Source organism: Pseudomonas sp. UTLPPB19802 (genome assembly GCF_059730225.1).
In genome coordinates, this window is record NZ_AP048545.1 from 4558875 (window position 1) to 4585374 (window position 26500).

General features: G+C 63.5%; 23 protein-coding genes. 7 read left to right on the forward strand and 16 right to left on the reverse strand.

The genetic code is table 11. The features are described from left to right. Positions 1 to 32: 32 nt before the first annotated feature. The 6 genes from AC6I6U_RS19620 to AC6I6U_RS19645 are packed head-to-tail and all read right to left on the reverse strand — an operon-like array spanning position 33 to position 6249. Positions 33 to 1568, reverse strand: a complete 1536-nt coding sequence (locus tag AC6I6U_RS19620) for an ABC transporter substrate-binding protein (RefSeq protein ID WP_497877682.1) — start codon at positions 1566 to 1568, stop codon at positions 33 to 35. Continuing rightward, positions 1565 to 2578: an ABC transporter ATP-binding protein gene (locus AC6I6U_RS19625; protein WP_497877683.1), complete on the reverse strand. Its 1014-nt coding sequence runs from the start codon at positions 2576 to 2578 to the stop codon at positions 1565 to 1567. Before AC6I6U_RS19625 ends, AC6I6U_RS19620 begins: the two co-directional genes overlap by 4 nt. After that, complete coding sequence (locus tag AC6I6U_RS19630; protein ID WP_497877684.1) at positions 2575 to 3561, reverse strand: ABC transporter ATP-binding protein; 987 nt, start codon at positions 3559 to 3561, stop codon at positions 2575 to 2577. Before AC6I6U_RS19630 ends, AC6I6U_RS19625 begins: the two co-directional genes overlap by 4 nt. Further along, positions 3558 to 4415 (reverse strand): ABC transporter permease, encoded by an 858-nt coding sequence (locus AC6I6U_RS19635; protein WP_497877685.1) that lies wholly within the window; start codon positions 4413 to 4415, stop codon positions 3558 to 3560. Before AC6I6U_RS19635 ends, AC6I6U_RS19630 begins: the two co-directional genes overlap by 4 nt. Further along, the gene (locus tag AC6I6U_RS19640; RefSeq protein WP_497877686.1) at positions 4412 to 5359 is read right to left on the reverse strand and encodes an ABC transporter permease; all 948 of its coding nucleotides are present in this window, start codon (positions 5357 to 5359) and stop codon (positions 4412 to 4414) included. Before AC6I6U_RS19640 ends, AC6I6U_RS19635 begins: the two co-directional genes overlap by 4 nt. Further along, positions 5356 to 6249 (reverse strand): proline iminopeptidase-family hydrolase, encoded by an 894-nt coding sequence (locus AC6I6U_RS19645; protein ID WP_497877687.1) that lies wholly within the window; start codon positions 6247 to 6249, stop codon positions 5356 to 5358. Before AC6I6U_RS19645 ends, AC6I6U_RS19640 begins: the two co-directional genes overlap by 4 nt. 170 nt (positions 6250 to 6419) lie before the next feature. On the opposite strand from AC6I6U_RS19645, the gene AC6I6U_RS19650 reads away from it, so the two are divergent. The 6 genes from AC6I6U_RS19650 (at position 6420) to AC6I6U_RS19675 (ending at position 12955) form a co-directional block, all read left to right on the forward strand. After that, positions 6420 to 7184 carry a LuxR family transcriptional regulator gene (locus tag AC6I6U_RS19650; RefSeq protein ID WP_497877688.1) on the forward strand — a complete coding sequence of 255 codons (765 nt, stop codon included), beginning with the start codon at positions 6420 to 6422 and terminating at the stop codon, positions 7182 to 7184. Between the two features lie 88 nt (positions 7185 to 7272). Continuing rightward, positions 7273 to 8172: a proline iminopeptidase-family hydrolase gene (locus AC6I6U_RS19655; RefSeq protein WP_497877689.1), complete on the forward strand. Its 900-nt coding sequence runs from the start codon at positions 7273 to 7275 to the stop codon at positions 8170 to 8172. A 212-nt stretch (positions 8173 to 8384) separates the two neighbouring features. Continuing rightward, complete coding sequence (locus tag AC6I6U_RS19660) at positions 8385 to 9452, forward strand: phosphotransferase family protein (protein ID WP_497877690.1); 1068 nt, start codon at positions 8385 to 8387, stop codon at positions 9450 to 9452. Between the two features lie 24 nt (positions 9453 to 9476). After that, positions 9477 to 10244, forward strand: a complete 768-nt coding sequence (locus AC6I6U_RS19665; protein ID WP_497877691.1) for an SDR family oxidoreductase — start codon at positions 9477 to 9479, stop codon at positions 10242 to 10244. Between the two features lie 96 nt (positions 10245 to 10340). Then, positions 10341 to 10727 (forward strand): DUF2946 domain-containing protein, encoded by a 387-nt coding sequence (locus AC6I6U_RS19670; protein ID WP_497877692.1) that lies wholly within the window; start codon positions 10341 to 10343, stop codon positions 10725 to 10727. A 95-nt stretch (positions 10728 to 10822) separates the two neighbouring features. Beyond that, positions 10823 to 12955, forward strand: coding sequence for a TonB-dependent receptor (locus AC6I6U_RS19675; RefSeq protein WP_497877693.1), 2133 nt, complete (start codon positions 10823 to 10825; stop codon positions 12953 to 12955). A 6-nt stretch (positions 12956 to 12961) separates the two neighbouring features. On the opposite strand, the gene AC6I6U_RS19680 is transcribed toward AC6I6U_RS19675, so the two are convergent. From AC6I6U_RS19680 to AC6I6U_RS19690, 3 genes are all read right to left on the reverse strand, one after another. After that, positions 12962 to 13972, reverse strand: a complete 1011-nt coding sequence (locus AC6I6U_RS19680) for an ABC transporter substrate-binding protein (RefSeq protein WP_497877694.1) — start codon at positions 13970 to 13972, stop codon at positions 12962 to 12964. A 104-nt stretch (positions 13973 to 14076) separates the two neighbouring features. Further along, positions 14077 to 14280: a hypothetical protein gene (locus AC6I6U_RS19685; RefSeq protein ID WP_497877695.1), complete on the reverse strand. Its 204-nt coding sequence runs from the start codon at positions 14278 to 14280 to the stop codon at positions 14077 to 14079. Then, positions 14277 to 14747 (reverse strand): hypothetical protein, encoded by a 471-nt coding sequence (locus AC6I6U_RS19690; RefSeq protein WP_497877696.1) that lies wholly within the window; start codon positions 14745 to 14747, stop codon positions 14277 to 14279. Before AC6I6U_RS19690 ends, AC6I6U_RS19685 begins: the two co-directional genes overlap by 4 nt. Before the next feature lie 521 nt (positions 14748 to 15268). Here AC6I6U_RS19690 and AC6I6U_RS19695 point away from each other — a divergent pair. Further along, positions 15269 to 15676 carry a hypothetical protein gene (locus AC6I6U_RS19695; RefSeq protein WP_497877697.1) on the forward strand — a complete coding sequence of 136 codons (408 nt, stop codon included), beginning with the start codon at positions 15269 to 15271 and terminating at the stop codon, positions 15674 to 15676. A gap of 33 nt (positions 15677 to 15709) precedes the next feature. On the opposite strand, the gene AC6I6U_RS19700 is transcribed toward AC6I6U_RS19695, so the two are convergent. From AC6I6U_RS19700 to AC6I6U_RS19730, 7 genes are all read right to left on the reverse strand, one after another. After that, positions 15710 to 17323: a methyl-accepting chemotaxis protein gene (locus AC6I6U_RS19700; RefSeq protein ID WP_497877698.1), complete on the reverse strand. Its 1614-nt coding sequence runs from the start codon at positions 17321 to 17323 to the stop codon at positions 15710 to 15712. A gap of 266 nt (positions 17324 to 17589) precedes the next feature. Continuing rightward, positions 17590 to 17994, reverse strand: a complete 405-nt coding sequence (locus tag AC6I6U_RS19705) for a TraR/DksA family transcriptional regulator (RefSeq protein WP_497877699.1) — start codon at positions 17992 to 17994, stop codon at positions 17590 to 17592. Positions 17995 to 18395: 401 nt separating this feature from the next. Next, positions 18396 to 20102 (reverse strand): AMP-binding protein, encoded by a 1707-nt coding sequence (locus AC6I6U_RS19710; protein ID WP_497877700.1) that lies wholly within the window; start codon positions 20100 to 20102, stop codon positions 18396 to 18398. A gap of 21 nt (positions 20103 to 20123) precedes the next feature. Then, the gene (locus AC6I6U_RS19715) at positions 20124 to 21422 is read right to left on the reverse strand and encodes an acetyl-CoA C-acetyltransferase (RefSeq protein WP_497877701.1); all 1299 of its coding nucleotides are present in this window, start codon (positions 21420 to 21422) and stop codon (positions 20124 to 20126) included. A 203-nt stretch (positions 21423 to 21625) separates the two neighbouring features. Next, positions 21626 to 22510 (reverse strand): MaoC family dehydratase, encoded by an 885-nt coding sequence (locus AC6I6U_RS19720; protein WP_497877702.1) that lies wholly within the window; start codon positions 22508 to 22510, stop codon positions 21626 to 21628. 3 nt (positions 22511 to 22513) lie between these two features. Continuing rightward, on the reverse strand, positions 22514 to 23866 hold the full coding sequence (locus AC6I6U_RS19725; RefSeq protein WP_497877703.1) for a 3-oxoacyl-ACP reductase: 1353 nt from the start codon (positions 23864 to 23866) through the stop codon (positions 22514 to 22516). 30 nt (positions 23867 to 23896) lie between these two features. Beyond that, complete coding sequence (locus AC6I6U_RS19730) at positions 23897 to 26446, reverse strand: acyl-CoA dehydrogenase (protein WP_497877704.1); 2550 nt, start codon at positions 26444 to 26446, stop codon at positions 23897 to 23899. Positions 26447 to 26500 lie beyond the last annotated feature (54 nt).

The following is a 26500-nucleotide window of genomic DNA, read 5'->3' on the forward strand; positions in this document are numbered from 1 at the left end:
CCTGGCTTTTGCGTTTCAACGAAGACCGCCGATCAGTTGCTGGCGACCTTGTCGTCCTTCTTCACTGTCTCTTCCAGCGAGAAACGGCCCAGCGGGTTCTGCTGGAAGTTCTCGATGTTCTTGCGCGAGATGTTGATGTACGGGCTGTAGTAGAGGTCGATCCAGTTGACGTCGGCCTTGGCCATTTTCTGCAGGTCGACGTACATCTGCTGGCGCTTGGCCGGATCGCTCTCGATACGTGCCGCCGCCACCAGTTCCTTGACCTTCTCGTTGCGGTAGCCGGTCATGTAGTTGTTGTTGGTGTCGTGGCCAAGTACGAAGGTGGTCTTCTGGTCGGCATCGAGAATGTCGTTGGTCCAGTACATCACCGACAGGTCATAGGCGCCGTCGATCAGCATCTGCCAGCTCTGGGTCGGGTCGACCTTCTGCAGGTTGGCCGTAACGCCGACCTTGGCCAGTTGCTGCTGGACCATCACGGCGATCTGCTCGTCGGCCTCGTTGCCGGCGTTGACCACGTAGTTGAGCTTGAGATCCTTGGCACCTGCCTCGGCCAGCAGCTTCTTGGCCTTCTCGGGGTCATAGGGACGCTGCAGGTTGTCCGCGTAGTGGTACTGGCCGCCCTTTGGAATATAGGAATAGGCCACGGTACCCTTGCCGAAGGTCACGGTGTCCACCAGGGACTTCTTGTCGATGGCGTAGTCCAGCGCTTCGCGCACCTGCTGCTTGGCCAGTTCGCCATGGGCGTGGTTGATCAGCAGGTGGTCTTCGCGGGTCGACGGATCGAGGTGGACCACCAGGTTCTTGTCCTTCTGCAGGGTATCGACCCGCGAGAACGGTACGAAGATCGCCGAGTCCAGCTCGCCGGCCTGCACTTTCAGCATCCGCGTGTTGTCATCCGGGATGGAGATCCACTCCACGCCATCCAGGCTGACGCTGCCGGCCTGCCAGAAGTCCGGGTTCTTCTCCAGCACCACGCGGTCGCCACGGACCCACTCCTTGACGGTGAAGGCACCGGACACCACCGGTTTCTCGGCATAGGCGTCCTCGCCCATCTTCTCGATGGCCTTCTGCGACAGCACCGAAGCGGTTGGCGAAGCCAGTTGCGAGACGAATGGCGTCGATGGGGTCTTGAGGGTCACCACCAGGGTCTGTGGGTCCTTGGCCTCGGCCTTGTCGATCAGCTTGAACGAGTCGCTCCACAGCGAAGCCTTGTTGTCGCGGATGCGCAGCAGGCTGAAAGCCGCGTCGCTGGCGGTGATCGGCGAACCGTCGGAGAACTTCGCCGCGCGCAGCTTGAAGGTGTAGGCCAGGCCGTCCGGCGAAACCGACCAAGACTCCGCCAGCCCCGGCTGCAGCTCGGTGCCGGCCTTGTCGACGCGCACCAGGGTGTCGTAGACGTTGGCGAACACCCAGGTGTCGCGGTTCTGCGCGCTCTTGATGGGGTCGAAGGTGGTACTGTCTTCCCGGCAACCGATGGTCAGCACGCCCGCGGCCTGCGCCACGCCCGCCGCCAGCGAGCAGACGGCCAGGGCGGCCGCGCTCAGCAGTTTGAAGTGCCTGGATCTCATGCGTATAACTCCCTGTTAGTCGATGTTGGGTTTGGGGTTTGCGACAGCGGTTGCTCGATCACGCAGCTGTAGCGCTGGTGCTCGAGCCGATGGGTTGGCGGCTGCGCCTCGACACAGGCCGGCCGGGCCTGGCGACAACGCGGGTGAAAGGCGCAGCCGCTCGGGGCCTGCAGGGGACTCGGCGGCTCGCCGGGCAAGGGGTCGGCCGGCAGGTGGCGCCTTGGGTCGATGTCGGGGATCGAGTCGATCAGCGCTGCCGTGTACGGGTGGCGAGGCGCGCCGAATACCGCCTCGACGCTGCCCTCCTCGACGATCTGCCCCAGGTACATCACCGCCACCCGGTCACACAGGCGTCGGACGATAGCCAGGTCATGGGCGATGAACAGGATCGACAGATTCAGGCGCTGGCGCAGTTCCAGCAGTAGGTTGACGATCTGCCCCTGGATCGATACATCGAGCGCGGCCACGCATTCGTCGGCGACGATCAAGCGCGGCTCCACTGCCAAGGCCCGGGCGATACCAACCCGCTGGCATTGACCACCACTGAGGCTGCCCGGCTTGCGCCCGGCCAGCTCAGGACGCAGGCCGACCAGGGTGAGCAACTCTTCGACCCGCGCGGCAATCCGTTCGGGAGGTACCTTGCGTTGCACCCGCAACACTTCGGCGAGGGTCTCGCCGATGCTCTGGCGCGGGTTGAGCGCAGCATAGGGGTCCTGGAAGATCATCGCGGTTTCACGGCGCAGCCGTTCCAATTCGATGCCGCCTCCCTGGGTGACATCCACTCCGTCGAACAACACTTGGCCAGCAGCGATATCGTTCAGCCGCAGGATCGCCCGGCCAAGGCTGCTCTTGCCACTGCCGGATTCGCCGACCAGGCCCAGGGTCTCGCCGGCCGCCAGGTTCAGGGATACACCATTGACCGCCCTCACCCACTGCCGCTTGAGGCCCAGCAGGCCGCGGCCCTGGGCGGCAAAGCGCACGTGCAGGTCCCTGACTTCGAGCAGGCTCATGGCTGGCCTCCGGATACCAATGGGTAATGACAGGCCACCCGCTGCCCCTGCTCGATCACCCGCAGGTCCGGCAGCGCCTCACGGCAGTGGTCCGCCACCTGTTGGCAGCGCGGATTGAAACGACAACCCGACGGCAAGGCGCCGAGCAACGGCGGCTGGCCTCCGATGGTCCGCAGCGGCTCCTGGCTGGCGCCGCCGGCCGGCTGGCACGCCACCAGGCCGGCGGTGTAGGGATGCTGGGGATGAGCCAGCAGGTCCTGCTTGCGGCCGTGCTCGCAGAGGCGTCCGGCATACATCACGGCGATCGAGTCGCAGGTCTGCGCTACCACGCCCAGGTCATGGGTGATCATGATCAGCGACAGGCCGCGCTGATCGCGCAGGTCAAGCAACAACCGCAGGATCTGCGCCTGCACCGTTACATCAAGGGCGGTGGTCGGCTCGTCGGCGATCAGCACCTTGGGCTGGCAACCCAGCGCCACGGCGATCATCGCCCGCTGGCGCATGCCACCGGAAAACTCGTGGGGGTAGTTGTCGACCCGGCGCTGCGGGTCGGGAATGCCCACCTGGCGCAACACCTCGATGGCCTGGGCACGGGCTTCGCGGCGCGAGCACTGCTGGTGCTGGCGGATGCCCTCGCTGATCTGCTCGCCGATGCGCATCAAAGGGTCGAGGTGGCTGCTCGGATTCTGGAACACCATGCCGATCTGCCGCCCACGCATGGCGCGCATGCCCTTTTCGTCCAGTGCCAGCAGGTCCTGCCCGGACAGGCGCACGGCCCGGCCTTCAATACTCAGGCTGTTGGAAGGCAACAGGCGCATCAGGGCTCGACAGGCCATGGTCTTGCCCGAGCCGCTCTCACCGACCAGACCGAGGATTTCGCCTTCGGCGAGGTCGAAGGACAGGCGATCGACCAGGGTCAAGGGCTGGGGACCATTACGGGCCACCACGCTGAGGTCCTGGACCTGCAACACCGGCGAACTCATGTGCGTTCCCCCATGGCTTCAGCGACACCGTCGGCCAACAGGCTGAAGCCCATGGCGAGGGTGACAATCGCAATGCCCGGAAATGTACAGATCCACCAGGCGCTGGTAATCAGGCTCTGCCCTTCGGCGACCATGGTCCCCCACTCCGCCGTCGGCGGCTGCACGCCCAGGCCGAGATAGCTGACCGCGGCGCCGTTGAGCAGTACCAGCACCGCATCGGACATGGCGAACACCACCGAACTGAACAGCGCGTTGGGCAAGAGGTGCCGAAACAGGATGCGCCCGTGGCCAAAGCCCAGGCTCTTGGCCGCCAGGGCGAAATCGCTGTGCTTGAGAATCAGGATCTGCGAGCGAATCAGTCGCGCATAGGAGACCCAGCCAACCAGGGCCATGGCGATATAGAAACTGGTCAAGCCCGGCCCGAGGATCGCCATGATCGCCAGCATCAGTACCAGGAACGGAAAGGCCAGGACAATGTCGATCAGGCGCATGCAGAGGGTATCGAAGCGGACACCGATGTAACCGCACAAGGCGCCGACCACGGTACCGATTAGGAACGGGAAGATCACCCCGAGAATCGCCAGCTGCAGGTCGACCCGGGCGCCCCAGATCACCCGCGACAGCACGTCACGGCCAAAGTGATCGGTACCGAACCAATGGGCCGCGCTGGGCGCCAGCAGGCGCACCTCGGTGTCCTGCAGTATCGGATCGTAGGGTGCGATCCAGGGGGCGAAAAGCGCCAGCAACAGCCAGCCGCCGAGAATCGCCAAACCCAGCACCATCGCCAGCCGACCATTGCCCAGCCGCAGGCTGAGGACATTGCGCCGCAGCGCCAACGCTGCCGCGCCGCTCATCGGACAGTCACCCGCGGGTCGATGGCGACCGTTGCCACGTCGGCGAGAAAATTCACCAGTACCGTCGCCAGGGCCAGGACCATCGCCACGCCCTGGACCACCATGTAGTCGCGCCCGAAGATGCCGCGCACTAGCAACTGACCGATCCCGGGAATGGCAAACAGGCTTTCCACCACCACCGTGCTGCTGATCAGCCAGCCGATGTTCACTGCCAGCAGATTGACCGTCGGCACCAGGGAATTGGGCAGCACGTGCCGGCGCAGGATCGCCGCTTCGGACAAGCCCCGCGCCCGGGCGGCGGTAACATGGTCGGCCTGCAGCTCGGCGAGCATGCTCGCCCTCAGGTTGCGGATCAGCACCGAGGACAGTGCCAGGGCAATGGTCAGGCATGGCAGCGTCAGGTGGTGCAACTTGTCCAGCCAGGTACGGCCGTAGCCGGTCACCGGGAACCAGCCCAGTTGGACGCTGAACACCAGGATCAACATGATGCCCAGCCAGAAGGCCGGCACGCCGAGGCCACTGGTGGTGAAGACCCGCACCAGGTTATCCGCCCAGCCACCCTTGCGCCGGGCGGCCAGGGTCGCCAGCGGGATCGCGATCAGCAACGCCAGCACGACGCTGCCCAGCACCAGGGTCAACGTCGGCTCGATGCGGGTGGCGATCAGCTTCAGCGTATCGACCCGATACTGGATCGACTGCCCGAGGTCCCCCTGCAGCAGGTTCTTGAGGAAGTAGAAGTACTGCAGTGGCAACGGCTGGTCCAGGCCAAACTGCGCCCGGACGTTGGCCAGCGCCTCGGGGGTGGTTCGCGAGCCCAGCAGGGCCCGCGCCGGATCGCCGGGAATCGAGCGGATCAGTACGAAGGTCACCAGGCTGATGCCCAACAGCACCGGCAGCAGTTGCAGCGGCCGGGTCAGGATGAAACGGTAGCGCTGCAGGTTCATGCAGCGCCCCGATGCCTTTGCAGGAAGTCGAGCAGGGTCGGGAAGTAGGCTTGGGGCTCCTCGTAGAACGGCATGTGGCTGCTGTTGGGAAATACATGCAGCTCGACATCGCGCAGCGCCCGCTTCATCCGGTAGGCACAGGCCGGAGTCAACTCGTCATGCTGGCCGGTGGTGATCAGTACCGGCATCTCGAAGGCCTTCATCTGCTCGATGCGGTTCCAGTCCTTGAGATTGCCGACATACAGGAACTCGTTGGGGCCCTGCATGGTTTCGTAGGGTTCCATGTTCCAGTCGCCGAGGGAGCGCTGCACCGGTGCCGGCCATTGGTCGAGGCGGCAGACGTGGCGGTAGTTGAGCAAGGTGATCGCCGCCTGGTACTGCGGGTGCTCGAAAGTGCCCTCGGCCTCATGGCGCTGCATCATCGCCACGGTTTCGCTGCCCAGGGCGCTGCGCAGGCGCTCCAGTTCCTGGGTCAGGTGCGGGATGTCGCCGACGGTGTTTTCCAGCACGAGGGTCTTGAGATGCTGCGGATGGTGAATCGCGTACTCGATGGCCAGCCAGCCACCCCAGGAGTGTCCGAGCATGTGCACCCGACCCAGTTCAAGTGCCTGGCGCACCTGTTCCACTTCGGCGACGTAGCGGGTGATATCCCACAGCGCCGGGTCGCTCGGGCGATCGGATGCACCGGTGCCCAACTGGTCGAAAGCCACCACCCGCAGGCCTTTTTCCTTCAACCAGCCATGGGCGTCGCGCAGGTAGTCGCAGGGCAGCCCCGGACCGCCATTGAGGCACAGCAGCACTTCGTCTCCGCTGCCGTAGCTGTAGACCACTATGCTGTGGCCATCGACTTCAAGGGTGTAACGCTGATCCGGTTCCAGCTCGTACCACATTGCCGCTCTCCCTGTTGCAGGCTGTCGTAGCCTGTCGGCTTCACCCTAGCGGGGAATTTCCGAGCCCATAAGCTAGCATTTCTTATAGGTTTGGTATGGCTGTCCCTCGCCGAGGCGTGGCATTCTACTTGCTTGATTTCAGGATTGAAATTTATTCAGGAGATGAACGGATGCAGACCAAATTTGCCGAGGTCGATCCCCGCCGTCTGTCCGGCAGCACAATGGATGAGCTGATGGACAACGCACTGGTCATGGCGGGCCACCTGGGCTTCGACGCCCTGGTATACGACTACACGCCGGTGCCATTGGACCCTGACGGCAGCCTGATCACCCCGTCGCTGCTCAAGCTGCGCAATACTCCGGCGGACTGGCACTCGCTCTGGTGCGAGCATGGGTTCTACCAGATCGACCCGGTGCAGCACCTGGCCTTGAACAGCACCTCGCCCTTTGTCTGGTCCTATCGGCCCCAGGCCGAAACCGCCTTGCAGAAGGTCATCGACCAGCGCCACTCGCCCGTGACCAGCTACCTGCAGGACCGGCAGATGACCTGCGGAGTCAGTGTCCCGATCCACCTGCCAAAAGGCGGATTCGCCTCGTTGACGGGATTACGCACAGGGAACAGTAAATATGTCCTAAAGGACGCCGAGCAAGCGCTTACAGAGTTCACGGTGATTTCCCACGCACTACAGGAAGCCGCCTACCCATTGTTCAGCCCTGAAATGCGCAGCTACCCCCATATCCACCTGACCCGGCGCGAGCGTGAATGCCTGCAATGGGCGGCAGAGGGGCTGACCGCCAAGGAAATCGCCGAGCAGTTGAACCGCTCGCTGGCCACCGTGACCCTGCACCTGGCCTCGGCCATGCACAAATTGGGGGCAAAGAATCGCGTACAGGCGGTCTTGCGCGCCGTGCACTACCGACTACTGGACAGCTGAGCGGCAAAACCTAGCAATTCACCTAGTTATGCCGGCCGGCCAGTTTCGCTATCGTTCCCTGTATCGCGCACACAGGGAGTTTGGTGAGATGGAATTCAAGGAAATACATGAGGGTTTTGCGAACTTCGGTCCCTACCAGACCTGGTATCGCGTGACCGGCAACCTGGCCAGCGGCCGTACCCCCCTGGTAATCCTTCACGGAGGCCCGGGCTGCACCCATGACTATGTCGACGCCTTCAAGGACATCGCCGCCAGCGGCCATGCGGTGGTGCACTACGACCAACTGGGCAACGGCAAGTCCACCCACTTGCCCGACCAGGACCCATCGTTCTGGACCGTGCAGCTCTTCCTCGACGAACTGGACAACCTGCTCGACCACCTGGGCATCCGCCAGCACTACGTGCTGCTCGGTCAGTCCTGGGGTGGCATGCTGGCCAGCGAACACGCGGTGCGCCAGCCGGCGGGGCTCAAGGCGATGATCCTGGCCAACTCGCCATCGTGCATGCGCACCTGGGTCAGCGAGGCCAACCGGCTACGCGAGCAACTGCCGCCCGGCGTCCAGGAGGCGCTGCTCAAGCACGAGAAAGCCGGGACCTACAGCGATCCGGAATACGTCGAGGCGTCGCGGGCGTTCTACGATCGTCACGTTTGCCGTATCAGCCCCTGGCCAGAGGAGGTGGCCCGGACCTTTGCCCAGGTCGATGCCGACCCGACCGTCTATCACACCATGAGCGGCCCGACCGAGTTCCACGTCATCGGTTCGCTCAGGGACTGGACCATCATCGACCGCCTGCACCTTGTCCAGGTACCGACCCTGGTCATCTCCGGGCGCCACGACGAAGCCACCGAGGCGGTGGTCAAGCCCTACGTCGAGAAGATCGCCGGTGCGCGCTGGGCGCTGTTCGAAGACTCCAGCCACATGCCCCATGTCGAAGAACGCCAGGCGTGTATGGGCACGGTCCTGCAGTTCCTCGACGAAAGCCTCTGATACGCGGTTTCCCTCCCTTCCCCTGCAGAACTGCCCGGTCTGATCCAGACCGGGCTTTTTCGGCTACGCTGCACCTCCTGCTCGCACATCAGGAACGCTGATCATCCTGCAACACCCAGACCTATAAGGGCGGCTCACGCTTGTGAGTGCGCAGGGCGAGCATTAGATTAGCCAATAGTCTCTGGCCTCCAGAATAAGCAGAAGGGATAAGCATGGCGCTTACTGACCAGTCCACTCACATCCGTGCCGGCGAAGAACTCGACGCCGCCCTGATCGATCCGTACCTCAAGGCGCACATTCCCGGCCTCAGTGGCCAACCGAGCATCAGCCAGTTTCCTGGCGGTGCCTCGAACCTGACCTACCTGATCCAGTACCCTGGCCAGGAATTCGTCCTGCGTCGGCCGCCGTTCGGCCACAAGGCCAAGTCGGCCCACGACATGGGCCGTGAGTTCCGTATCCTCAACCAGCTCCGGGACGGCTTCCCGTACTGCCCGAAAGCCTACGTGCACTGCACCGACGAAAGCCTGATCGGCGCCGAATTCTATGTCATGGAGCGGGTCAAGGGGATCATCCTGCGCTCCGAGCTGCCGCCGGAACTGGGCCTGGATACCACCCGCACCGAAGCGCTGTGCAAGAGTTTCATCGACCGCCTGGTGGAGCTGCACCGGGTGGACTACAACGCCTGCGGTCTGGCCGACCTGGGCAAGCCGGAAGGTTATGTCGAGCGACAGATCCGCGGCTGGAGCGAACGCTACGAGAAGGCCCTGACCCCGGACGCGCCGAGTTGGGAGGCGGTCAAGGCCTGGCTCAAGGACAAGATGCCGGCCGACCATCCGACCTCGAGCATCGTCCATAACGACTACCGCTTCGACAACGTCATCCTCGACCCCGAGAACCCGATGCAGATCATCGGCGTACTCGACTGGGAACTGACCACCCTCGGCAACCCGCTGATGGACCTGGGCAATACCCTCGCCTACTGGATCGAGGCTGACGACCCGGCGCCGGTGCAGCTGATGCGGCGCCAGCCCAGCCATGCGCCGGGCATGCTCACCCGCCGCCAGTTCGTCGACTACTACGCCGAGCGCGCGGGCCTGTCGATCGACAACTTCGATTTCTACTACACCTACGGCCTGTTCCGCCTGGCCGGCATCGTGCAGCAGATCTACTACCGCTTCTACCACGGCCAGACCCAGGACAAACGCTTCGCGCAGTTCATTCACATGAACAAGCTGCTGGAGCAGATGAGCCTGCAGGTCATCCACACATCCAGCCTCTGATCGCGACCATAACAAGGAAAAACCATGTCCAAGACTCAGTTGTTCGACCTCGACGGCAAGATCGCCTTTGTTTCCGGTGCCAGCCGTGGCATCGGTGAAGCCATCGCCCGGCTGCTGGCCCAACAGGGTGCCCATGTGATCGTGTCCAGCCGCAAGATCGAAGGCTGCCAGCAGGTGGCCGACGCGATCATCGCCGACGGCGGCAAGGCCACCGCCATTGCCTGCCATATCGGCGAGATGGAGCAGATCAGCCAGGTCTTCGCCGGTATTCGCGAACAGTTCGGGCGCCTGGACATCCTGGTCAACAACGCCGCGACCAACCCGCAGTTCTGCAACGTGCTGGACACCGACCTGGGCGCCTTCCAGAAAACCGTCGACGTGAACATTCGCGGCTACTTCTTCATGTCGGTAGAGGCCGGCAAGCTGATGCGTGAACACGGCGGTGGCAGCATCATCAACGTCGCCTCGATCAACGGCGTCACGCCGGGCATCTTCCAGGGCATCTACTCGGTGACCAAGGCCGCGGTGATCAACATGACCAAGGTGTTCGCCAAGGAGTGCGCGCAGTTCGGCATCCGCTGCAACGCCCTGCTGCCAGGCCTGACCGACACCAAGTTCGCCTCGGCGCTGGTCAAGAACGACTCGATCCTCAAGACCGCGCTGCAGCAAATCCCGCTCAAGCGCGTGGCCGACCCGAGCGAAATGGCCGGCACCGTGCTGTACCTGGCCAGCGACGCCTCCAGCTATACCACGGGTGTGGCACTTAATGTCGATGGTGGTTTCCTCTCCTGACCCCTCCAGGTCGTCCCACACCGATCATTCCCACGCCCTGTGTGGGAATGATCCCGACTTTGTAACCGTTCGTCTGTCCTGTTAAAGTCCGCGGCCATGAAACTGGCCCGTACCGACCGCTCGCTCATTGCCTGGATGCTCTATTGCTGCGTCCTGTTCAATGTGTTCGCCTGCAGCATTGGCCACGGACAAATGGTCGGCCAGCAGCTCAACGGCATCGGCGGCCAGTTCTGTAGCATCGACTCGCGCACCCAGGCGCCGCTGCCCGGCAATCCCACCGACGAAAAACTGCCGACCCTAGCCAAGGCCTTCGGCTGCCCGCTCTGCTCCACCGGCGGCATGGGCCCGGCGCTCAATTCCAGCCTGACCCTGGCGATTCTGCCGGAACAGCACAGCCCGCCCCTGCTGCGCAGCACCCAGCAACCGCTTCCCAGCCGCTTCACCTGGCCCTCGGCCAACCCTCGCGCACCACCGTTCGCCTGAGTCATTTCGCCTGTACCGATCAGTTCACCCGGTCGACGCCCCACTGCGTCGTGCCCGCGTGCGCTGGATATTCGTCATGACTTCAGGAATTCACCATGAAACGTTTCCCCCTGCTTGCAGGCTTGCTCGGCTGCCTGTCCGCCAGCGCCTGGGCGCAAGACACCCTCGACCTCGCCCCTGTCACCATCGAAGCGGATCAAGCCGCCGAACCGGGGCTGGACCTCGACACCCCGATCGCCACCGGCTCACGCCTGGGCCTCAGTCCACGGGAAACCCCGGCCTCGCTCAGCGTCGCCAACCGCGACAGCATCGAGCGCCACGGCGCACGCAATTTCCAGGATGCCGCCAACAGCCTGCCGGGGGTCAACGCCACCGCCCCGCTCGGCTTTGGCGGCTTTGTCTCCTATCGTGGCTTTACCAGCAGCCAGGTCACCCAGATGTTCAACGGCATCGTCGTGCCCACCGGCCTCGCACGGCCGGTGGATGCCTGGATCTATGATCGGGTCGAGCTGGTCGGCGGCCCCTCGTCGCTGCTCAATGGCGCAGGCTCGGTCGGCGGTTCGCTGAACTACATCACCAGGCTCGCCGACCGCCAGGAGCAGGCGGCCGAGGGCAAGATCAGCTATGGCAGCAATGACAGCCGGGAAATATCCTTCGGCCTCAACCACGCCCTGAGTGCCCCTGGCGCGGATGTGCAGCACTATGCCCGCCTGGATGTCAGCCACAACGCCAGCAACGGCTATATCGACCGCAACCAGCGCGATGCCTGGAGCGCGGCGTTCTCCCTGCTCAGCGACCTCACCCCGGACCTGTCCCACACCCTGGCCCTGGAGTACCAGGACGAAGTGGTCGACAGCCCATACTGGGGCACGCCAGTGCTCAACCCCAAGGTCGGCGAACTGAAGATCGACCGGCACAACCGCTTCAACAACTACAACGTCGCCGACGGCCAGTACGTGCAACGCACCCGTTGGGTACGCTCGATCATCGACTACCGGATCAACGACAGCACCAGCCTGCGCAACACCCTCTATCACTTGGGTACCGAACGTGACTACCGCGACCTGGAAACCTACCAGTACAACGCCAGCAATACCGTGGTGAACCGCTCGACCGCCTACCTGGTGCGCCATTCCGGCGAGCAGAATGGCGACCAGTTCGAGTTGCGCCACCAATCCTCCCTCTTCGGCCTGGACAGCCGCTGGGCCGGTGGCTTCGAGTACCGGGTCAATACCACGACCAATCATCCGTGGAATGTCCCTGCCACCAACAGCGTGAGCCCGGACCACTTCGACCCTGGCTACTTCTACAACCTCCCCGGCACCCGTCCGGGCTTCGTCAGCGACAAGACCAACCAGGTCACCACCAGCGCCCTCTTCGTCGAGAACCAACTGAAGCTGACCGACAAGCTGGCGCTGCTGACCGGGCTGCGTTACGACGCCATCGATCTGGACGTAACCAACCACCGCGTGGTGACCGCCAGCAATCCGCGCCATCTGCGGCGCAACTGGGAACCGATCACCGGGCGCGCCGGACTGACCTATCAGTTCATTCCCTCGGCGAATGTCTACGTGCAGTACAGCACCGCCGCCGAACAACCCAGTGGCACGCAGAACTTCGAGGTATCCACCGGCAAGCAGTGGGAGATCGGCAGCAAATTCAACTATCTGGAGGGTCGCGGTACGGCCACGGCGGCGGCCTACCATATAGTGCGCAAGGACTTCGCCGTTACCGACCCGTTGGACCCGACCAACAGTATTCCGGTGGGCCAGCAATCGTCGAAGGGAATCGAGCTGGCCAGTTCGCTACGAATCACCCCGAAATTGCTGGCTGAAGGCAACTTCGCCTGGGTCGATGCGCAATATGACGAATTCAACGAGAAGAACGCCGCCGGGGTGGTGGTCTCGCGCAACGGCAATACGCCGACCAATGTGCCCGAGCAGGTCGCCAACCTGTGGCTGACCTATGATTTCGACCCGCACTGGCAGGGCGGCGTCGATGCACGCCATGTGGCCAGGGTCTATGCCGACAGCGCCAACACCCAGTACGTGCCGGCCTATACCTTGTATGGCAGCTTCCTCAGCTACAAGGTCGACGTCCATACGACGGTGACCGGGCGGGTGCGCAACCTCACCAACCAGGTCTACGCCGAGTTCGCCCATGTGTCCCCCGCTTATTACCTGGGGACACCGAGGACCTTCGAGCTGGCAGTGCAGACACGCTTCTGAGTCGCTTCAGAGACTCTCTGCAACCTTCTGTGCAACCTCCGCAGGTACCCAGGCTTTCCAGACCTGCGGATTGTCCTTGAGAAAAGCCTTGGCTACCTGCTCTGGCGGCAGGCGCTCCTCGCTCATCTTCGCCAGTGCCTGGTTCAACAGGTCGATCGGCAGGTCGACCTTGGCGAAGAACTCCACCACTTGCGGGTGCTGCTGCCTGAACGGTGTCGACACGCCGATACTCAGCTTCGACGCCAGCGAACGGGTCGGCTTGGGGTCGGGATTGTCGGCGTCGGTCAGGGTCTTCCAGGCTTCGGCGTCAAATGCCGGCTCCTGCAATTGCACCAGCTTGAACTTGCCCAGCAACGGCGTCGGCGACCAGTAGTAGAACAGAACCGGTTTGCCACGGCGGATCGACGAGGTAATTTCGGCATCCAGGGCCGCGCCGGAGCCGCTGCGAAAGTTCACGTAGCTGTCGCTCAGGCCATAGGCCTTGAGCTTCTGCTGGTTGACGATCTCGGAAGTCCAGCCGATCGGGCTGTTGAGAAAACGGCCCTTGCCAGGCGACTCGGGGTCCTGGAACACCGCCTGGTAGCGCTTGAGATCCTCGACGCTGCGCAGGTCCGGCGCCAGCGGCTTGATGCCTCGGGCGGGGTCACCCTTGATCACGTACTCCGGCACCCACCAGCCTTCGGTCGCGCCCTTGACCGTGTCCCCTACCGCGACGACTTCGCCAGCGGCCTCGGCCTTGACCCAGACCGGGCTGCGACCGGCCCACTCCTCGCCGATCACCTGGATATCGTTCTTGGCCAGTGCCGTTTCCAGGGTCACGGTAGTACCCGGCAACTTGTCCGTCGGCAGCCCGTAGCCCTTCTCGACGATATGGCGCAACAACTCGGTGATCAGGCTGCCACTTTCCCAGTTCAAGTCGGCAAAGTGCACCGGAGTTGCCGCGCGAACGGGAAACGCCGAGAAAACAACGCAAAATCCTGCCAGGGCGCCAGCCAACAGCGCACGAAATCCTTTCATGGGTCTACCTCAGTCGTTGACCATCTTTCGACGTGGCGCCGAAAGTCTCTGAAATAATCAGTCAACTGACTTTAGTAGAGGTTCCTCGACAATTACGGTCGGACTCAATCCGCATCCTGCGCCTGAAGTTGCTGCAGCTCGCGCCGGACCATGCTGACGTACTCCGCAGGCGCCATGGCATAGAGCTGTGAAGCAACCCAGGGCAACCAGCTGCCCTGCAACTCGCGCTTGCGTTCGAACAGGCTTCGAGCGTCGTGGCGAGCCTGCTCCAGGTGTTGCTGGTGAAACTCGGCCCGGCTGGCGTTCACTGCTCGCTGGCCTTGAAGGTCAGTTCGCCCTTGCGCCATTTCGCGGCCTTTTTGGTCACATCCTTGAGAGTCTTGGTCAGTCCTTCCTGCAACTGTTCATGGGCAGCGAATACCATGACCACGGTATGACCTTCCTTGAACACGATGCCGTGCCCCTGTTCGGTCGTGACATAGGCATAGTCACCCAATCCATAGACGGTCAGCTTGATTTCGCGAAACTTGATATCGAACTTTCCACCTTCACGACTGGGCAATACCGCGGCGCGGAAATGATCGCCGACTTTCAGTTCAAGACGCTGCTTGTCATCGACGACCATTGCCGCCTCAGTGTCGATTTCAGCGATATAGATGCCTTCGGCGTTTTGTTCGGTGATGTAGACGAAACGTGATTGGAACTGCTTGACCAGTTTTGCCCGCAGGTCGCCCAGTACGAACAACGCATGCATATCCAGATTACTGACTGCCAACGAAAAGCCCTCAAACCCAAAAATGAAGCCGCCCAGCGCGGAGCGGGCAGCACAAGACATTCGCCGTTGCCGGCGGTTACTCACTGGAAACCCTGATGACTGCCCATCGACCCCGCGGAGGTCGGGTAAAAAACACAGAAATACTAAAGGATCAAAAAGCCTGTTACTTCTGTGAATGTTCATCAGGGTATGAAGGAAAACACCGTATATCGCCGACGCCAACAAGCGCCGGCTGAAGTTGCGGTGGTTACCTTTCTGAAAAAATGCAGTTTCCGACGTGCAGGTTGAAAGTCCCCCGAAACAACAGACGAAGGGGAACCGCAGCGATTTTAGAACACGTCGGCCTGTCACTGCCAATCAAACCACTGACACCTGGTATCAGACAAGACAAAAAGTACTGACCGGATGCCGTGCCGACGATCCAGCGCGACCCTGACGTGCTGGATTCTCGCTGTTCAACCATTCAAGTACAAGGTAACAATGCCGATACAGAGGCAGGAATTCATAGCCGGGACCCCATGATGATCAGCCTGAGTCCACTCGCGATCGCCATGCCTTCGCTGAACAACCGCAGTAACGAAACCGATGACACGCAGCCGGTCCTGTCTATTCGCGCCTTGTTTGGCGACGAATCCGACAATGACGTTGATCCGACCAGCAACAGCCTGGCCGGTAACGAGCTGGCGGCGAAAAACCGAATCAAGCAGCTCAAGAAACAGATCGAGCAACTGCAGCAGAAATTGCGGCGGGCCAACGCGCGCCTGGCGGCCATGAAAAAGGCCCGCTACCGCACCGAGGAAGCCCGCGAGGCAGCGATCCAACCGGCCCGGGCCGAAGTCATGGCGCTCAACAGCGCATTGAGTGGCGTCAGCATCGCGCTGTTCATGGCGGAAAAACTGCTCGCCGGGATGGTCAACACCACTGTTTGAACGCGGCCGCCCCGGCAGACCTCGCAAGAACCCTCACGCGCCTGGCGCGCTTTCCGGCTTGTAGCCCAGGCGCAACCCGCCCCAGTGCCGCCCCTTGACCATGATCGGCACCGACAGGTCATGCATCAACTCACCGGTATCACGCGTATAGGTCTGCAGCAGCACCGGCTGCTGGTGGCTGCCACAGCGGATCCCCGTACGATCATCGAACTTGCGCTTGGTGCGGTTGTGCAGCGCATCCTTGGCCACGTCTCCGGTCAACGGCTGGGAAAATGCCTGGTTGTGGGTCGGTACATAGCCTTGCGGGGTGCAGGCGATGGCGAACACCAGCCCCTCGTGACGGCTCAGCAAGGGTTCCTGGATCGCTGGCAGGACCTGGTCGGTGTAGCGATCGAAACGGGTCTGGTACTTGGTTGGCGAGGTATTGGCGATCGCCTGGTAACTGCGGTCGAACAGGTCTTCGAGGCTGATCCGGTTCTGCTCGATATCGGCCTCGAAGCGCGCGGCGATCTGCCCGGCACCTTCGCGCGCCAGGTCATAGGCGCGCTGGTGATAGTCATCCAGGCCGACCTCGGCCAGCCGTTCGCTGATGGTCTCGGCCTGCCCTTCCATCTGCACCGCCGCCTCGGCCAGGCGGCGGGTCTGCTGGTCACTGACCGAGAGGTCGCCACGCATCTGTTCCACCGCGCTGAACAGGCTGCCCAGTTGTTCGCGATTGTTCTGCGCGCCCTGGGCGATTTCGCTGACCTGGTCTTCAACGCCGGCAGCCAGGCGGGCGATATTCTCCAGTTGCCGGCCGGTCTGCTCGACCTGCTCGACACCGCTGTCGAGATCCACCGACAACTGCTGGATCTGCTCGACCACCTGGGCCGTACGCTGCTGGATATCGGCGACCATCACCCCGACCTCGTCGGTGGCGGCGGCAGTACGCCCGGCCAGGCCGCGGACTTCGTCAGCCACCACGGCAAACCCGCGTCCGTGCTCGCCGGCGCGGGCGGCCTCGATGGCGGCGTTGAGGGCGAGCAGGTTGGTCTGGCTGGCAATCGCCTGGATCACCAGGGTCACTCGCTGGATCTCCTCGCTGCGCAGGCTCAAGGCCTCGATCAACTGCCGGCTGGCCGCCGCACGCTGGCTGAGCTGGTGCATGCGGCTAATCGACTCCGACAATACCGCATGCCCCTCGGCACTGCTCTGCCGGGCTTCGGCGGCAGAACCGAGCGCCTGTTGGCTGAGTTGTGAAGTGGCTTGTTCAGTGTCGATCACCTGTTCGGCACTGCTGACGATCTGCGCCGCGGCCGCGAGTTGCGACTGCAACTTGCCGGCCAGTTGCTTCACCGAAAAGGCCACCCCGGCAGCAGACAAGGCGTTGTGACTGGTGGCATAGGACAGGTCGCGCGTCAATTCGCCTAGCGCATCGTTTTCCCCACGGATGGCTACCGCGGCCGGGCGTGACGTGAACAACGGAAGCCAGACCAGCAAGAGCGCCAGCGGCAGGCAGATGCCCAGCGACCAGTCGGCATAGGCCATGGCCGACAGCAGCAACGCCAGGCCGATGCTCTGCATCAACGGTGCCAGCCAACGCGGGGATGCCTTCGACTGCGCCTCCAATGGCGCGAAAACCCCGGACAGAATTCCTTCTCCAGACATGAGCGGTACCCACTTTCAGCTTCTAGTTATTTTCCTGCATTAAACGCCATCACAAGGCCATTATCCATGGTCCATTAGTTGTAATCGGCAAGGGCGGGAGCTGAAAGGACGAGCGGTGCTGCCGGGAGCACTTCAGGAAGGAAAATACCGGGGGCCTGTCGACACGCTGCTCGCCGCCCCCACGGCAAGGCGCTCGCAGGCTGCCCATGTCGGCGTGGGGTACGGCGTAGGCGGGGCGCCTTGGCGCCCCGTCGAGCCCTGGCCGATCAGGCCTGGCGCTGGTGCTTGTCGATCTGTTCGTGACGTTCCTGCGCTTCGATGCAGTACTTGGTGGTCGGGCTGATCAGCAGGCGCTTGAGGCCAATCGGATCACCACTGTCGTCACACCAGCCGAAGGAGTCGTCGCGAATACGATCCAGGGCCTGTTCCAATTGCGGCAGCATGCGCTGGTCGCGATCGATCGCGTTGACCAGCCAGGTGCGCTCTTCTTCAACGGACGCGGCGTCGGCCGGATCTGCCGGGGTATCAAGGCTTTCGATGGCAACGCGGTTCTGCTCGATACGCTCGTGGGTTTCAACTTTCATGGCCTGCAGCAGCTCGGTAAAGAAAGCCTGTTGCTCGGCGTTCATGTAGTCGTCCGCCGGCATGGCCAGCAACTTTTCCTTTGTCATTGATTTCTCTATAGAAAATACGTGCATTAAGGCGAATTAGGGAGCGTTCTGAACACCTGAGGGGATGCACAGAAAGGCGCCGTCCATTCCAAGCGCCACCCGGCACTCAATTTACGAGGGGCGGCAGTCTAAGGCCGAGTTATCGAGTCAGCAACAGAAATGACAGCAAAATCGTGCGATAGCCCCGAACAAGCGCAATGAAGCCCTTTATACGGGGGTTATCGGAGTGCGTTTATAACAAGAAATTCCCTTGGCTGCCTGTATCCGGGAGACGGACGGCAGCGCCTGACGGGCCGGGAATGGCAGGACTGAGTGATGACCAGGGAATTGTGACGAGACTGGCGGCCCTGTTCGCGGATGAAACAGGGCGCCCCAGAACCTGTGCGCACCCTCAACTGCCGTTACTCGCGCAGGGCCCTGCGCAGCACCTTGCCCACCGTGGTCTTGGGCAACTCTTCGACCCGGAACTCGACGATCCTCGGCACCTTGTACCCGGTCAGGAACTCGCGGCAGTGCGCGAGCAACTGCATTTCGGTCAACCCCGGATCACGCCGAACGACGAAGATTTTCACCCGTTCACCGGTCACCTGGTCCGGCACACCGATCGCCGCCACCTCCGCGACCCCCGGATGCAGCGCAACCACATCCTCGATTTCGTTGGGATAGACGTTGAAACCCGAGACCAGAATCATGTCCTTCTTGCGATCGACCAGGCGAATGAAGCCCTGCTCGTTCATCACCCCGATATCCCCGGTCGACAGCCAGCCGGCGGCGTCGAGGACCTTGGCCGTCTCATCCGGGCGCTTCCAGTAGCCCTTCATCACCTGCGGCCCGCGCACCTGCAACTCGCCCTCCTCGCCGATTTGCGCCAGCGAGCCATCTTCCCGGACAAAACGCACCCAGGTCGACGGCAGCGGCACGCCGATGGTCCCGGTGAACTCACCTTCGCGCATGCGCTTGATATCGATCGGACTGATGCTCACCACCGGCGAACACTCGGTCAGCCCGTAGCCCTCGATGATCGGTACCCCGGTCACCTCCTGCCAGCGTCGCGCCACCGCAGTATGGGTAGCCATGCCGCCGGCGATCGCCAGCTTCAGGTCGGAAAAGTCCCGCCCACGGAATTCGTCGTTTTCCAGCAAGCCGTTGAACAGCGTGTTGACCCCGACAATGCCGCTGAACTTCTCCTTGCGCAGGATCATCTGCACCCGCTTCACGTCCCGCGGGTTGGCGATCAGGATATTGCGCCCGCCCAGGCACATGAACATCAGGCAGTTCACCGTCAGCGACAGCACGTGGTAAAGCGGCAACAGGGTGACGTTGGTTTCCTGCTGGTTCTCGTCGAGCTGGTCGCCAACCCAGGCCTTGGCCTGCATGAGGTTGGCGAGAATGTTGCGGTGGGTGAGCATCGCGCCCTTGGCGTCGCCGGTGGTACCGCCGGTGTATTGCAGGAAGGCGATGTCGTCATGGGCCAGCGCCACCTGCCTGGGCTTCAGGCCCCGCGCCTGCTTGAGCATTGCCGGAAAGCGGATCGAGCCAGGCAGGTTGAAGCGTGGCACCTGTTTCTGCACATGGCGCAGGACGAAATTCAACGCCGCGCCCTTGAAGGTCCCTACCAGGTCGCCGATGGCCGCCACCACGATATTTTTCAGCGAACTGCCGTCCATCGCCTGTTCCAGGGTATGGGCGAAGTTCTCGAAAATCACCAGGGTTTCGGCGCCGCTGTCCTTGAGCAGGTGCCTGAGTTCGCGGGCGGTGTACAGCGGGTTGACGTTGACCACCACGGCACCGGCCAGCAGGGTGCCGAACAGGCAGATCGGGTACTGCAAGCAGTTAGGCATCATCAGCGCCACGCGGTCGCCCTTCTTCACCCCCTTTGACTGCAGCCAGCCGGTGAAGGCGAACACCCGGCGCTCCCATTCGTCGTAGCCCATCTCGGTGCCGATACTCACGTAGGCCACCCGCTGGCGGTATTTCTCCACATGTTCGAGAAATACCTCACGCAGCGACGGGTAACGGTCGATCTCGGCCTCGACATCCGCCGGCACGCCGGGATGGTAGGCGTTTACCCAGACACGTTCGGTACTCTGCAGGCTCGCGACACTCATGGCAGTCTCCTTGTTGTTGTTTTACTTTTCGACGATCGCCGTCACGCCCAGGCCGCCCGCGGCACACACGGAAATCAGCCCGCGGCCGCCACCGCGCTGGTCAATGGCTTTGGCCAGGGTTGCCAGCAGCCGACCACCGGTCGCGGCGAACGGATGCCCGCAACCCAGGGAGCCACCGTTGACATTGAGCTTGCTGCGATCGATGGTGCCCAGCGGCACCTCCAGCCCCAGGCGCTCGCGGCAGTAATCGGCATCTTCCCAAGCCTTCAACGTACACAGCACCTGTGCGGCAAACGCCTCGTGGATCTCATAGAAGTCGAAATCCTGCAGGCCCAGGCCCTCGCGGGCGAGCATCCGCGGCACGGCGTAGGCCGGGGCCATCAGCAACCCCTCGCTGCCATCGACGAAGTTCACCGCGGCCGTCTCGCCGGTGCGCAGGTAGGCCAGCACTGGCAGGTTGCGCGCTGCCGCCCATTCCTCGCTGGCCAGCAGCACCACCGAGGCGCCATCGGTCAGCGGCGTCGAATTGCCGGCCGTGAGCGTGCCGTTGCGTTTGTCGTAGGCAGGGCCCAGCCCCGCGAGTTTTTCCAGGCTGGCATCGGCCCGCAGGTTGTTGTCGCGCTTGAGGCCGCGATACGGCGTGATCAGGTCATCGAAAAAACCGCGCTGATAGGCTGCGTTCAGCGACTGGTGACTGGTCAGGGCCAGTTCATCCTGAGCCAGGCGCTTGATCTGCCAGCGCTTGGCCATTTCCTCGCAGTGCTCGCCCATGGACAGCCCGGTGCGCGGCTCGCCATTGCGCGGCAGCAGCGGCTTGAAGAACATCGACGGGCGGATGCCGAGCAGGCTGCGCAGCTTGCCCAGGGTGTCCTTGCTGCGGTTGGCGTCGAGCAGGCTGCGCCGTAGCGACTCGTTGATGCCGATCGGGGCGTCCGAGGTGGTGTCGGAGCCGCCGGCCACACCGACTTCGATCTGCCCGAGGGCGATCTTGTTGGCCACCAGCAACGCCGCCTCCAGGCCCGTGCCACAGGCCTGCTGGATATCGTAGGCTGGGGTCTGCGCAGACAATGTAGTGGACAGCAGCGTCTCGCGGGCCAGGTTGAAGTCCCGCGAGTGCTTGATCACCGCACCGGCGGCGAATTCGCCCAGGCGCTGGCCCTGCAGGCCGAAACGATCGACCAGCCCTTGCAGGGCCGCGGCCAGCAGGTCCTGGTTGCTGTCATGGGAATAGGCAGTATTGGAGCGGGCAAACGGAATCCGGTTGCCGCCGAGGATGGCGACCCGTCTTGCCGGGGCCGGGGTGAAACTGTATTCGGTCATGCAAAGTTTCCTTCCATACGCATGACCTGCAGGTGCGGCACCTGTGGCGAGTGGGCTTGCCCACGCTCGACTGCGAAGCAGTCGTAAACCTGAATTCACGTCAAGTCAGACATACCGTGACATTCGGTTTCAGGACGGCTTTGCCATCCAGCGCGGGCAAACCCGCTCGCCACAGAACCTCTCCTGCAGGTCGTGCGGTGTATTCAAGAGAGCGTGAGCAACCCGCGCATGTGCGGCTTGTCGCCGGCCGCCGTGCGCACTTCAAAGGCCTGGCGCGACTCACTGGACGGCTGCTTCCATAACGTCGCAGTGCCGGGCAGGAACATCGGCAACTTGAACTCGCAGTCCAGCCCCGCCGCCTCCAGGGGCCTGGGTGGCTGTTGCGCGGCCAGTGCCCGGCCCAGGGTCCACATGCCATGGGCAATCGGCCGTTTGAAACCGAACAGCCTTGCTCCCGGCCACGAGGTATGGATCGGATTGTGATCACCCGAGACCTTGGCGAACCGCCGTCCCAGGTCTGCCGCCAGCGGCCAGCGCTGGGTCAGGACCAGCGCCTGTTCGTCGAGCACCAGCTCGCCCTGCCAGGGCTCGCCCACGGGCGCCGCAACGCCACGGCGCAGATACAGGCTCTCGCTCTCCCAGACCAGGCTGCCATCGCCGTGGGCCTGGCTGACGATCAGCAACGCCTGGCCCTTGGGATGCGCCACCCAGCGTTCGCAATGCACCTGCAGGCGCAACGCCTGGCCCTCTTGCAGGCGCCGATACTGGCGAATCCGGTTGGCCAGGTGCACCATGCCGCTGGCCGGCCAGGGAAACGCCGGGCTGGTCAGCAGCAACAGGTGCAGGGGAAACGCCAGGGTGTGGACGAAGGACAGCGGCACGCCGTGCTCACGGCGAAAGCCGCAGGCCCGGGCATAACGCTCGATATCCGCCGCGCGCAGCTCCACGACTGGCCGCACCAGCCGCTCCTGCGGCAGGTGCGGCACGCCCTCGACCTTGGGTTTGCGCAGGCTGCGCAAGCCGCCCCAAAGCAACTGGGTGGTCGAGGGCAGCGGATCGATGATACGAAGACTCGAATCAATGCTCATCACTTACGCCCCCAACAGGCTTTGCCCGCACACCCGGACCACCTGGGCATTGATCCCGCCCGAGGCCGGGTGCGCCAGCCAGGCGATGGTCTGCGCCACGTCCTCGGCCTGCCCGCCCTGGGACAGGGAGTTCATCCGCCGCCCGGCCTCGCGGATCAATAGCGGGATCTTCGCGGTCATCTGGGTCTCGATAAACCCCGGCGCGACGCCGTTGACCGTCACCTGCTGGCGGGCCGCCAACGGCGCCAGGCTCTGTACCAGGCCAATGACGCCAGCCTTGGAAGTGGCGTAGTTGCTCTGCCCGAGATTGCCGGCTATGCCGGAAATCGATGATACGCAGACGATGCGTCCACCCGGATTGAGCCCCTGCCCTTCGAGCAGCGCCGTGCTCAGGCGCAGCGGCGCCTCGAGGTTGACCGCCATGACCTTGCGCCAGGACGCTTCGGTCATCTTCGCCAGGGTCTTGTCCTGGGTAATGCCGGCGTTGTGCACGACGATATCGAAGGCCCCCTGCTCACCGGTAAACGCCAGCAGGCACTCGACTGCCTGGGGCGCGGTAATGTCCATCGCCAACGCCGTGCCACCCAGCGCAGCGGCAACCTGCTGCAACTCCGCCTCGACCGGCGGGATATCCAGGCAAATCACCTCGGCGCCCTCGCCGGCCAGCACCTGGGCGATCGCCAGGCCGATACCGCGACAGGCACCGGTAACCAGCGCCCGACGCCCGGCCAACGGCCGTTGCCAGTCGATGGTCTTCGGCACGTCCACCGGTTCGGTAATCCGCACCACCTGGCCGGAAACATAGGCCGAACGGCGCGACAGGAAGAAGCGTAGGCTGCTGTCCATTTCCGTTTCCGCACCCGGTTCCACGTACAGCAACTGCGCGGTGATGGCCCGGCGCAGTTCCTTGCCCAGCGAGCGTACGAACCCTTCCAGGGCGCGCTGCGCCACGGCCTGGGCCAATTGCGCGCAGTGTTCAGGCGGCGTCCCCAACACCAGCACCCGGCCGTGGTGGCTCAAGCGCCGGACGTTGGCATGGAAGAACCGGTACAACTCGTCCAACTGGGCGACATCGGCCACTCCGCTGGCATCGAACACCAGGCCCTGGACCTTGACCGTGGACGGCGCCTCGATACTCGCCGGCGTGGCGGCGACCGTCTCGGTGGCGGCGAAGATCCGCTGCAACTCGCCGAGCAGCCGGCCCTGTGGCGCACCGGCCAGCACCACCGGGTTGAGACTGTTGCCCACCTGCCCCTGCCGGTAGCGCTGCAGCGGCAACGGTTGCGGCAAGCCGACCGACTGGGCCAGCCGCCGCCCCCAGGGCGAATTGACGAAAGAAAGATAACCGTCAGACATTTAAGAATTCCGTTCCTGTACAGAGAAAGGTCAATAGCCGCTGTCGTCGGCAACCACCGTGCCTTCGCTGACCGCCGCGCGCCGCTTGGTCGCCGGTTTGGCCAACTGGTCGACATGCGCCTGGCGCCGCTGCAGGGCTTCGAGCAGGCCGAAGTCCTGCGGGAAGTCGTCGACCTGGATGGCGTGGTCGCCATATTCGACATAGCGTCCGAGCAACTGGTCCTCGTCCTCGCTGATCAGTTGCAACTCCAGGGCCTTGGCACGCCAGACCACGAACGCCTCGCGGGAGATCGGCAACGGCGCGAGGGTGCCTTCGCGAACCGCCGGTTTCAGTCGCGCCTCGATCAGTTCGACCTGCGGCAGCAGGCGGAAGGCCAGTTCGCCGTAGGCCAGCTTGTCGATGTCCGGTTGCGGGATATACGAGTCGGCCAGCAGGCGATCGCGGGTCGCACCAGGCAGTTGCACCAGGTCGGCCACCTCGCCGAGCAGGCGGTCGGACGGCTTGCGCAGCGGGATACCGAACGGGAAGCTCAGCCCGCGGATCACCCGCGCGGCCGCCTTCGACGGGTAGTTGTCGAGGGTTTCGGCCAGCGCTTCGTGGGCACGCAGCAAGGCATCCTGGGCCGCCCAGTGCACCAGCGGCAGATCAGCCTGGGGCCGCCCGTCATCCTCGAAGCGCTTGAGTACGCACGACAGGATGTACAGTTGCGAGAGGATGTCACCCAACCGGCCGGTAATGCTTTCCTTGCGCTTCAACGCCCCGCCCAGCACGCCCATGGAAATATCCGAGGCCAGTGCCAGCACCACCGACAGCCGTTCGATCTGGCGGTAGTAGGCCGCCAGCGCCTTGTCGGTTTTTGCCGGAGCCTTGAGCAGGCGACCGCCGGTCAGGCCATGCACCGCTGCACGCACGGTATTGGCAACGGCGAAGCCGATATGACCGAACATCGCGCTGTCGAACGCCTCCAACCCGGCCCGGCCCTGCGCGCGGGCCGCTTCCATTTCGCGGAACACATAGGGATGGCAGCGAATCAGCCCCTGGCCATAGATGATCAGGCAGCGGGTCATGATGTTCGCGCCTTCCACGGTGATGGCGATCGGGCTCTGCTGGTAGGCACGGGCAAGGAAGTTGTTCGGGCCCATGCAGATACCCTTGCCGGCGACGATGTCCATGCCGTCATTGACCACCGCCCGCGCCCGCTCGGTGACGTGGTACTTGGCAATCGCCGAGATCACCGAAGGCTTCTCGCCGGCATCCAGCGAGGCCACCGAGACCTTGCGCACCGCGTCACAGGCATACAGGTGCCCGGCCATCCGCGCCAGCGGCGCCTGGACGCCCTCGAACTTGCCGATGGGCAAACCGAACTGCTTGCGCATCGCCGCATAGGCGCTGGTGCCGCGTACGGCGATCTTGCTCAGGCCGACGTTGGCCGAGGGCAGCGAAATCGCCCGCCCGGCCGCCAGGCACTCCATCAGCATGCGCCAGCCATTGCCGACCTGGTCGCGGCCACCGATCACCCATTCCAGCGGAATGAATACATCCTTGCCCTGGGTCGGGCCGTTCTGGAACACCGCGTTGAGCGGCCAGTGCCGGCGTCCGGTCTGCACGCCAGGGTGGGTCGTCGGAATCAATGCACAGGTGATGCCCAGGCTGCCCTTGCGCCCGAGCAGGCCCTCGGGATCTTCGACCCGGAACGCCAGGCCGAGCACGGTCGCGATCGGCCCCAGGGTAATGTAGCGCTTGTCCCAGGTGACCCGGAAACCCAGTACTTCCTCGCCTTCGAACGAGCCCTTGCAGACCACGCCGACGTCCGGAATGGCGCCGGCGTCGGAACCGGCGTAGGGGCTGGTCAGGGCGAAGCAAGGAATATCCTCGCCGCGCGCCAGGCGTGGCAGGTAATACTGGCGCTGGGCCTCGGTGCCGTAGTGCAACAGCAGCTCGGCCGGGCCGAGCGAATTGGGCACCATCACCGAAATCGCCGCCGCCGAACAGCGCGTCGACAGTTTCATCACCACCTGGGAGTGGGCGTAATGGGAGAAGCCCTTTCCGCCGTACTGCTTGGGAATGATCATCCCGAGAAAGCCGGCATCCTTGGTGTACTGCCAGGCCTGGGGCGACATGTCCTGCCAGACCTGGGTGGTTTCCCAGTCGTTGGCCATGTCACAGAGGGTTTCGACTTCATTGTCGAGGAACGCCTGCTCCTCCGGGCTCAGGCTCGCTGGCGCCGCCTGGAGCAGACGCTCCCAGTTCGGCTTGCCGCTGAACAGCTCGGCGTCCCACCAGACGGTACCGGACTCGATGGCCGCGCGTTCGGTGTCGGACATCGCCGGCATGATCTGGCGGAACAGTGCCAGGGCCTTGCGGCTGAGCAAGGTACGACGCAGCGGCTTGATCGTCAGGACCAGCGCCGGCAGCACCACCAGGATTGCGGCCAGCGTCGCGCCCAACGGTGCGACCACATTGAACAGATAGCCGCCGGCCAACCAGACCATGGCGGCCCCCAGCCAGGCACCCGCAGGAGCCTGTCGATAAGCGAGGATCAGCGCTCCTGCCAGTGCAATCAATAACCAGAAAATCATGGGTACACCTCTTGTGCAGTACGAGACAAACCAGCAATGCCGTTGTTGATCGAC

What these genes read in the sequence shown, in the direction of transcription:
- AC6I6U_RS19620 (WP_497877682.1), bottom strand. Translation starts at nt 1,568, where the DNA reads ATGAGATCCAGGCACTTCAAACTGCTGAGCGCGGCCGCCCTGGCCGTC.
- AC6I6U_RS19625 (WP_497877683.1), bottom strand. Translation starts at nt 2,578, where the DNA reads ATGAGCCTGCTCGAAGTCAGGGACCTGCACGTGCGCTTTGCCGCCCAG.
- AC6I6U_RS19630 (WP_497877684.1), bottom strand. Translation starts at nt 3,561, where the DNA reads ATGAGTTCGCCGGTGTTGCAGGTCCAGGACCTCAGCGTGGTGGCCCGT.
- AC6I6U_RS19635 (WP_497877685.1), bottom strand. Translation starts at nt 4,415, where the DNA reads ATGAGCGGCGCGGCAGCGTTGGCGCTGCGGCGCAATGTCCTCAGCCTG.
- AC6I6U_RS19640 (WP_497877686.1), bottom strand. Translation starts at nt 5,359, where the DNA reads ATGAACCTGCAGCGCTACCGTTTCATCCTGACCCGGCCGCTGCAACTG.
- AC6I6U_RS19645 (WP_497877687.1), bottom strand. Translation starts at nt 6,249, where the DNA reads ATGTGGTACGAGCTGGAACCGGATCAGCGTTACACCCTTGAAGTCGAT.
- AC6I6U_RS19650 (WP_497877688.1), top strand. Translation starts at nt 6,420, where the DNA reads ATGCAGACCAAATTTGCCGAGGTCGATCCCCGCCGTCTGTCCGGCAGC.
- AC6I6U_RS19655 (WP_497877689.1), top strand. Translation starts at nt 7,273, where the DNA reads ATGGAATTCAAGGAAATACATGAGGGTTTTGCGAACTTCGGTCCCTAC.
- AC6I6U_RS19660 (WP_497877690.1), top strand. Translation starts at nt 8,385, where the DNA reads ATGGCGCTTACTGACCAGTCCACTCACATCCGTGCCGGCGAAGAACTC.
- AC6I6U_RS19665 (WP_497877691.1), top strand. Translation starts at nt 9,477, where the DNA reads ATGTCCAAGACTCAGTTGTTCGACCTCGACGGCAAGATCGCCTTTGTT.
- AC6I6U_RS19670 (WP_497877692.1), top strand. Translation starts at nt 10,341, where the DNA reads ATGAAACTGGCCCGTACCGACCGCTCGCTCATTGCCTGGATGCTCTAT.
- AC6I6U_RS19675 (WP_497877693.1), top strand. Translation starts at nt 10,823, where the DNA reads ATGAAACGTTTCCCCCTGCTTGCAGGCTTGCTCGGCTGCCTGTCCGCC.
- AC6I6U_RS19680 (WP_497877694.1), bottom strand. Translation starts at nt 13,972, where the DNA reads ATGAAAGGATTTCGTGCGCTGTTGGCTGGCGCCCTGGCAGGATTTTGC.
- AC6I6U_RS19695 (WP_497877697.1), top strand. Translation starts at nt 15,269, where the DNA reads ATGATCAGCCTGAGTCCACTCGCGATCGCCATGCCTTCGCTGAACAAC.
- AC6I6U_RS19700 (WP_497877698.1), bottom strand. Translation starts at nt 17,323, where the DNA reads ATGTCTGGAGAAGGAATTCTGTCCGGGGTTTTCGCGCCATTGGAGGCG.
- AC6I6U_RS19705 (WP_497877699.1), bottom strand. Translation starts at nt 17,994, where the DNA reads ATGACAAAGGAAAAGTTGCTGGCCATGCCGGCGGACGACTACATGAAC.
- AC6I6U_RS19710 (WP_497877700.1), bottom strand. Translation starts at nt 20,102, where the DNA reads ATGAGTGTCGCGAGCCTGCAGAGTACCGAACGTGTCTGGGTAAACGCC.
- AC6I6U_RS19715 (WP_497877701.1), bottom strand. Translation starts at nt 21,422, where the DNA reads ATGACCGAATACAGTTTCACCCCGGCCCCGGCAAGACGGGTCGCCATC.
- AC6I6U_RS19720 (WP_497877702.1), bottom strand. Translation starts at nt 22,510, where the DNA reads ATGAGCATTGATTCGAGTCTTCGTATCATCGATCCGCTGCCCTCGACC.
- AC6I6U_RS19725 (WP_497877703.1), bottom strand. Translation starts at nt 23,866, where the DNA reads ATGTCTGACGGTTATCTTTCTTTCGTCAATTCGCCCTGGGGGCGGCGG.
- AC6I6U_RS19730 (WP_497877704.1), bottom strand. Translation starts at nt 26,446, where the DNA reads ATGATTTTCTGGTTATTGATTGCACTGGCAGGAGCGCTGATCCTCGCT.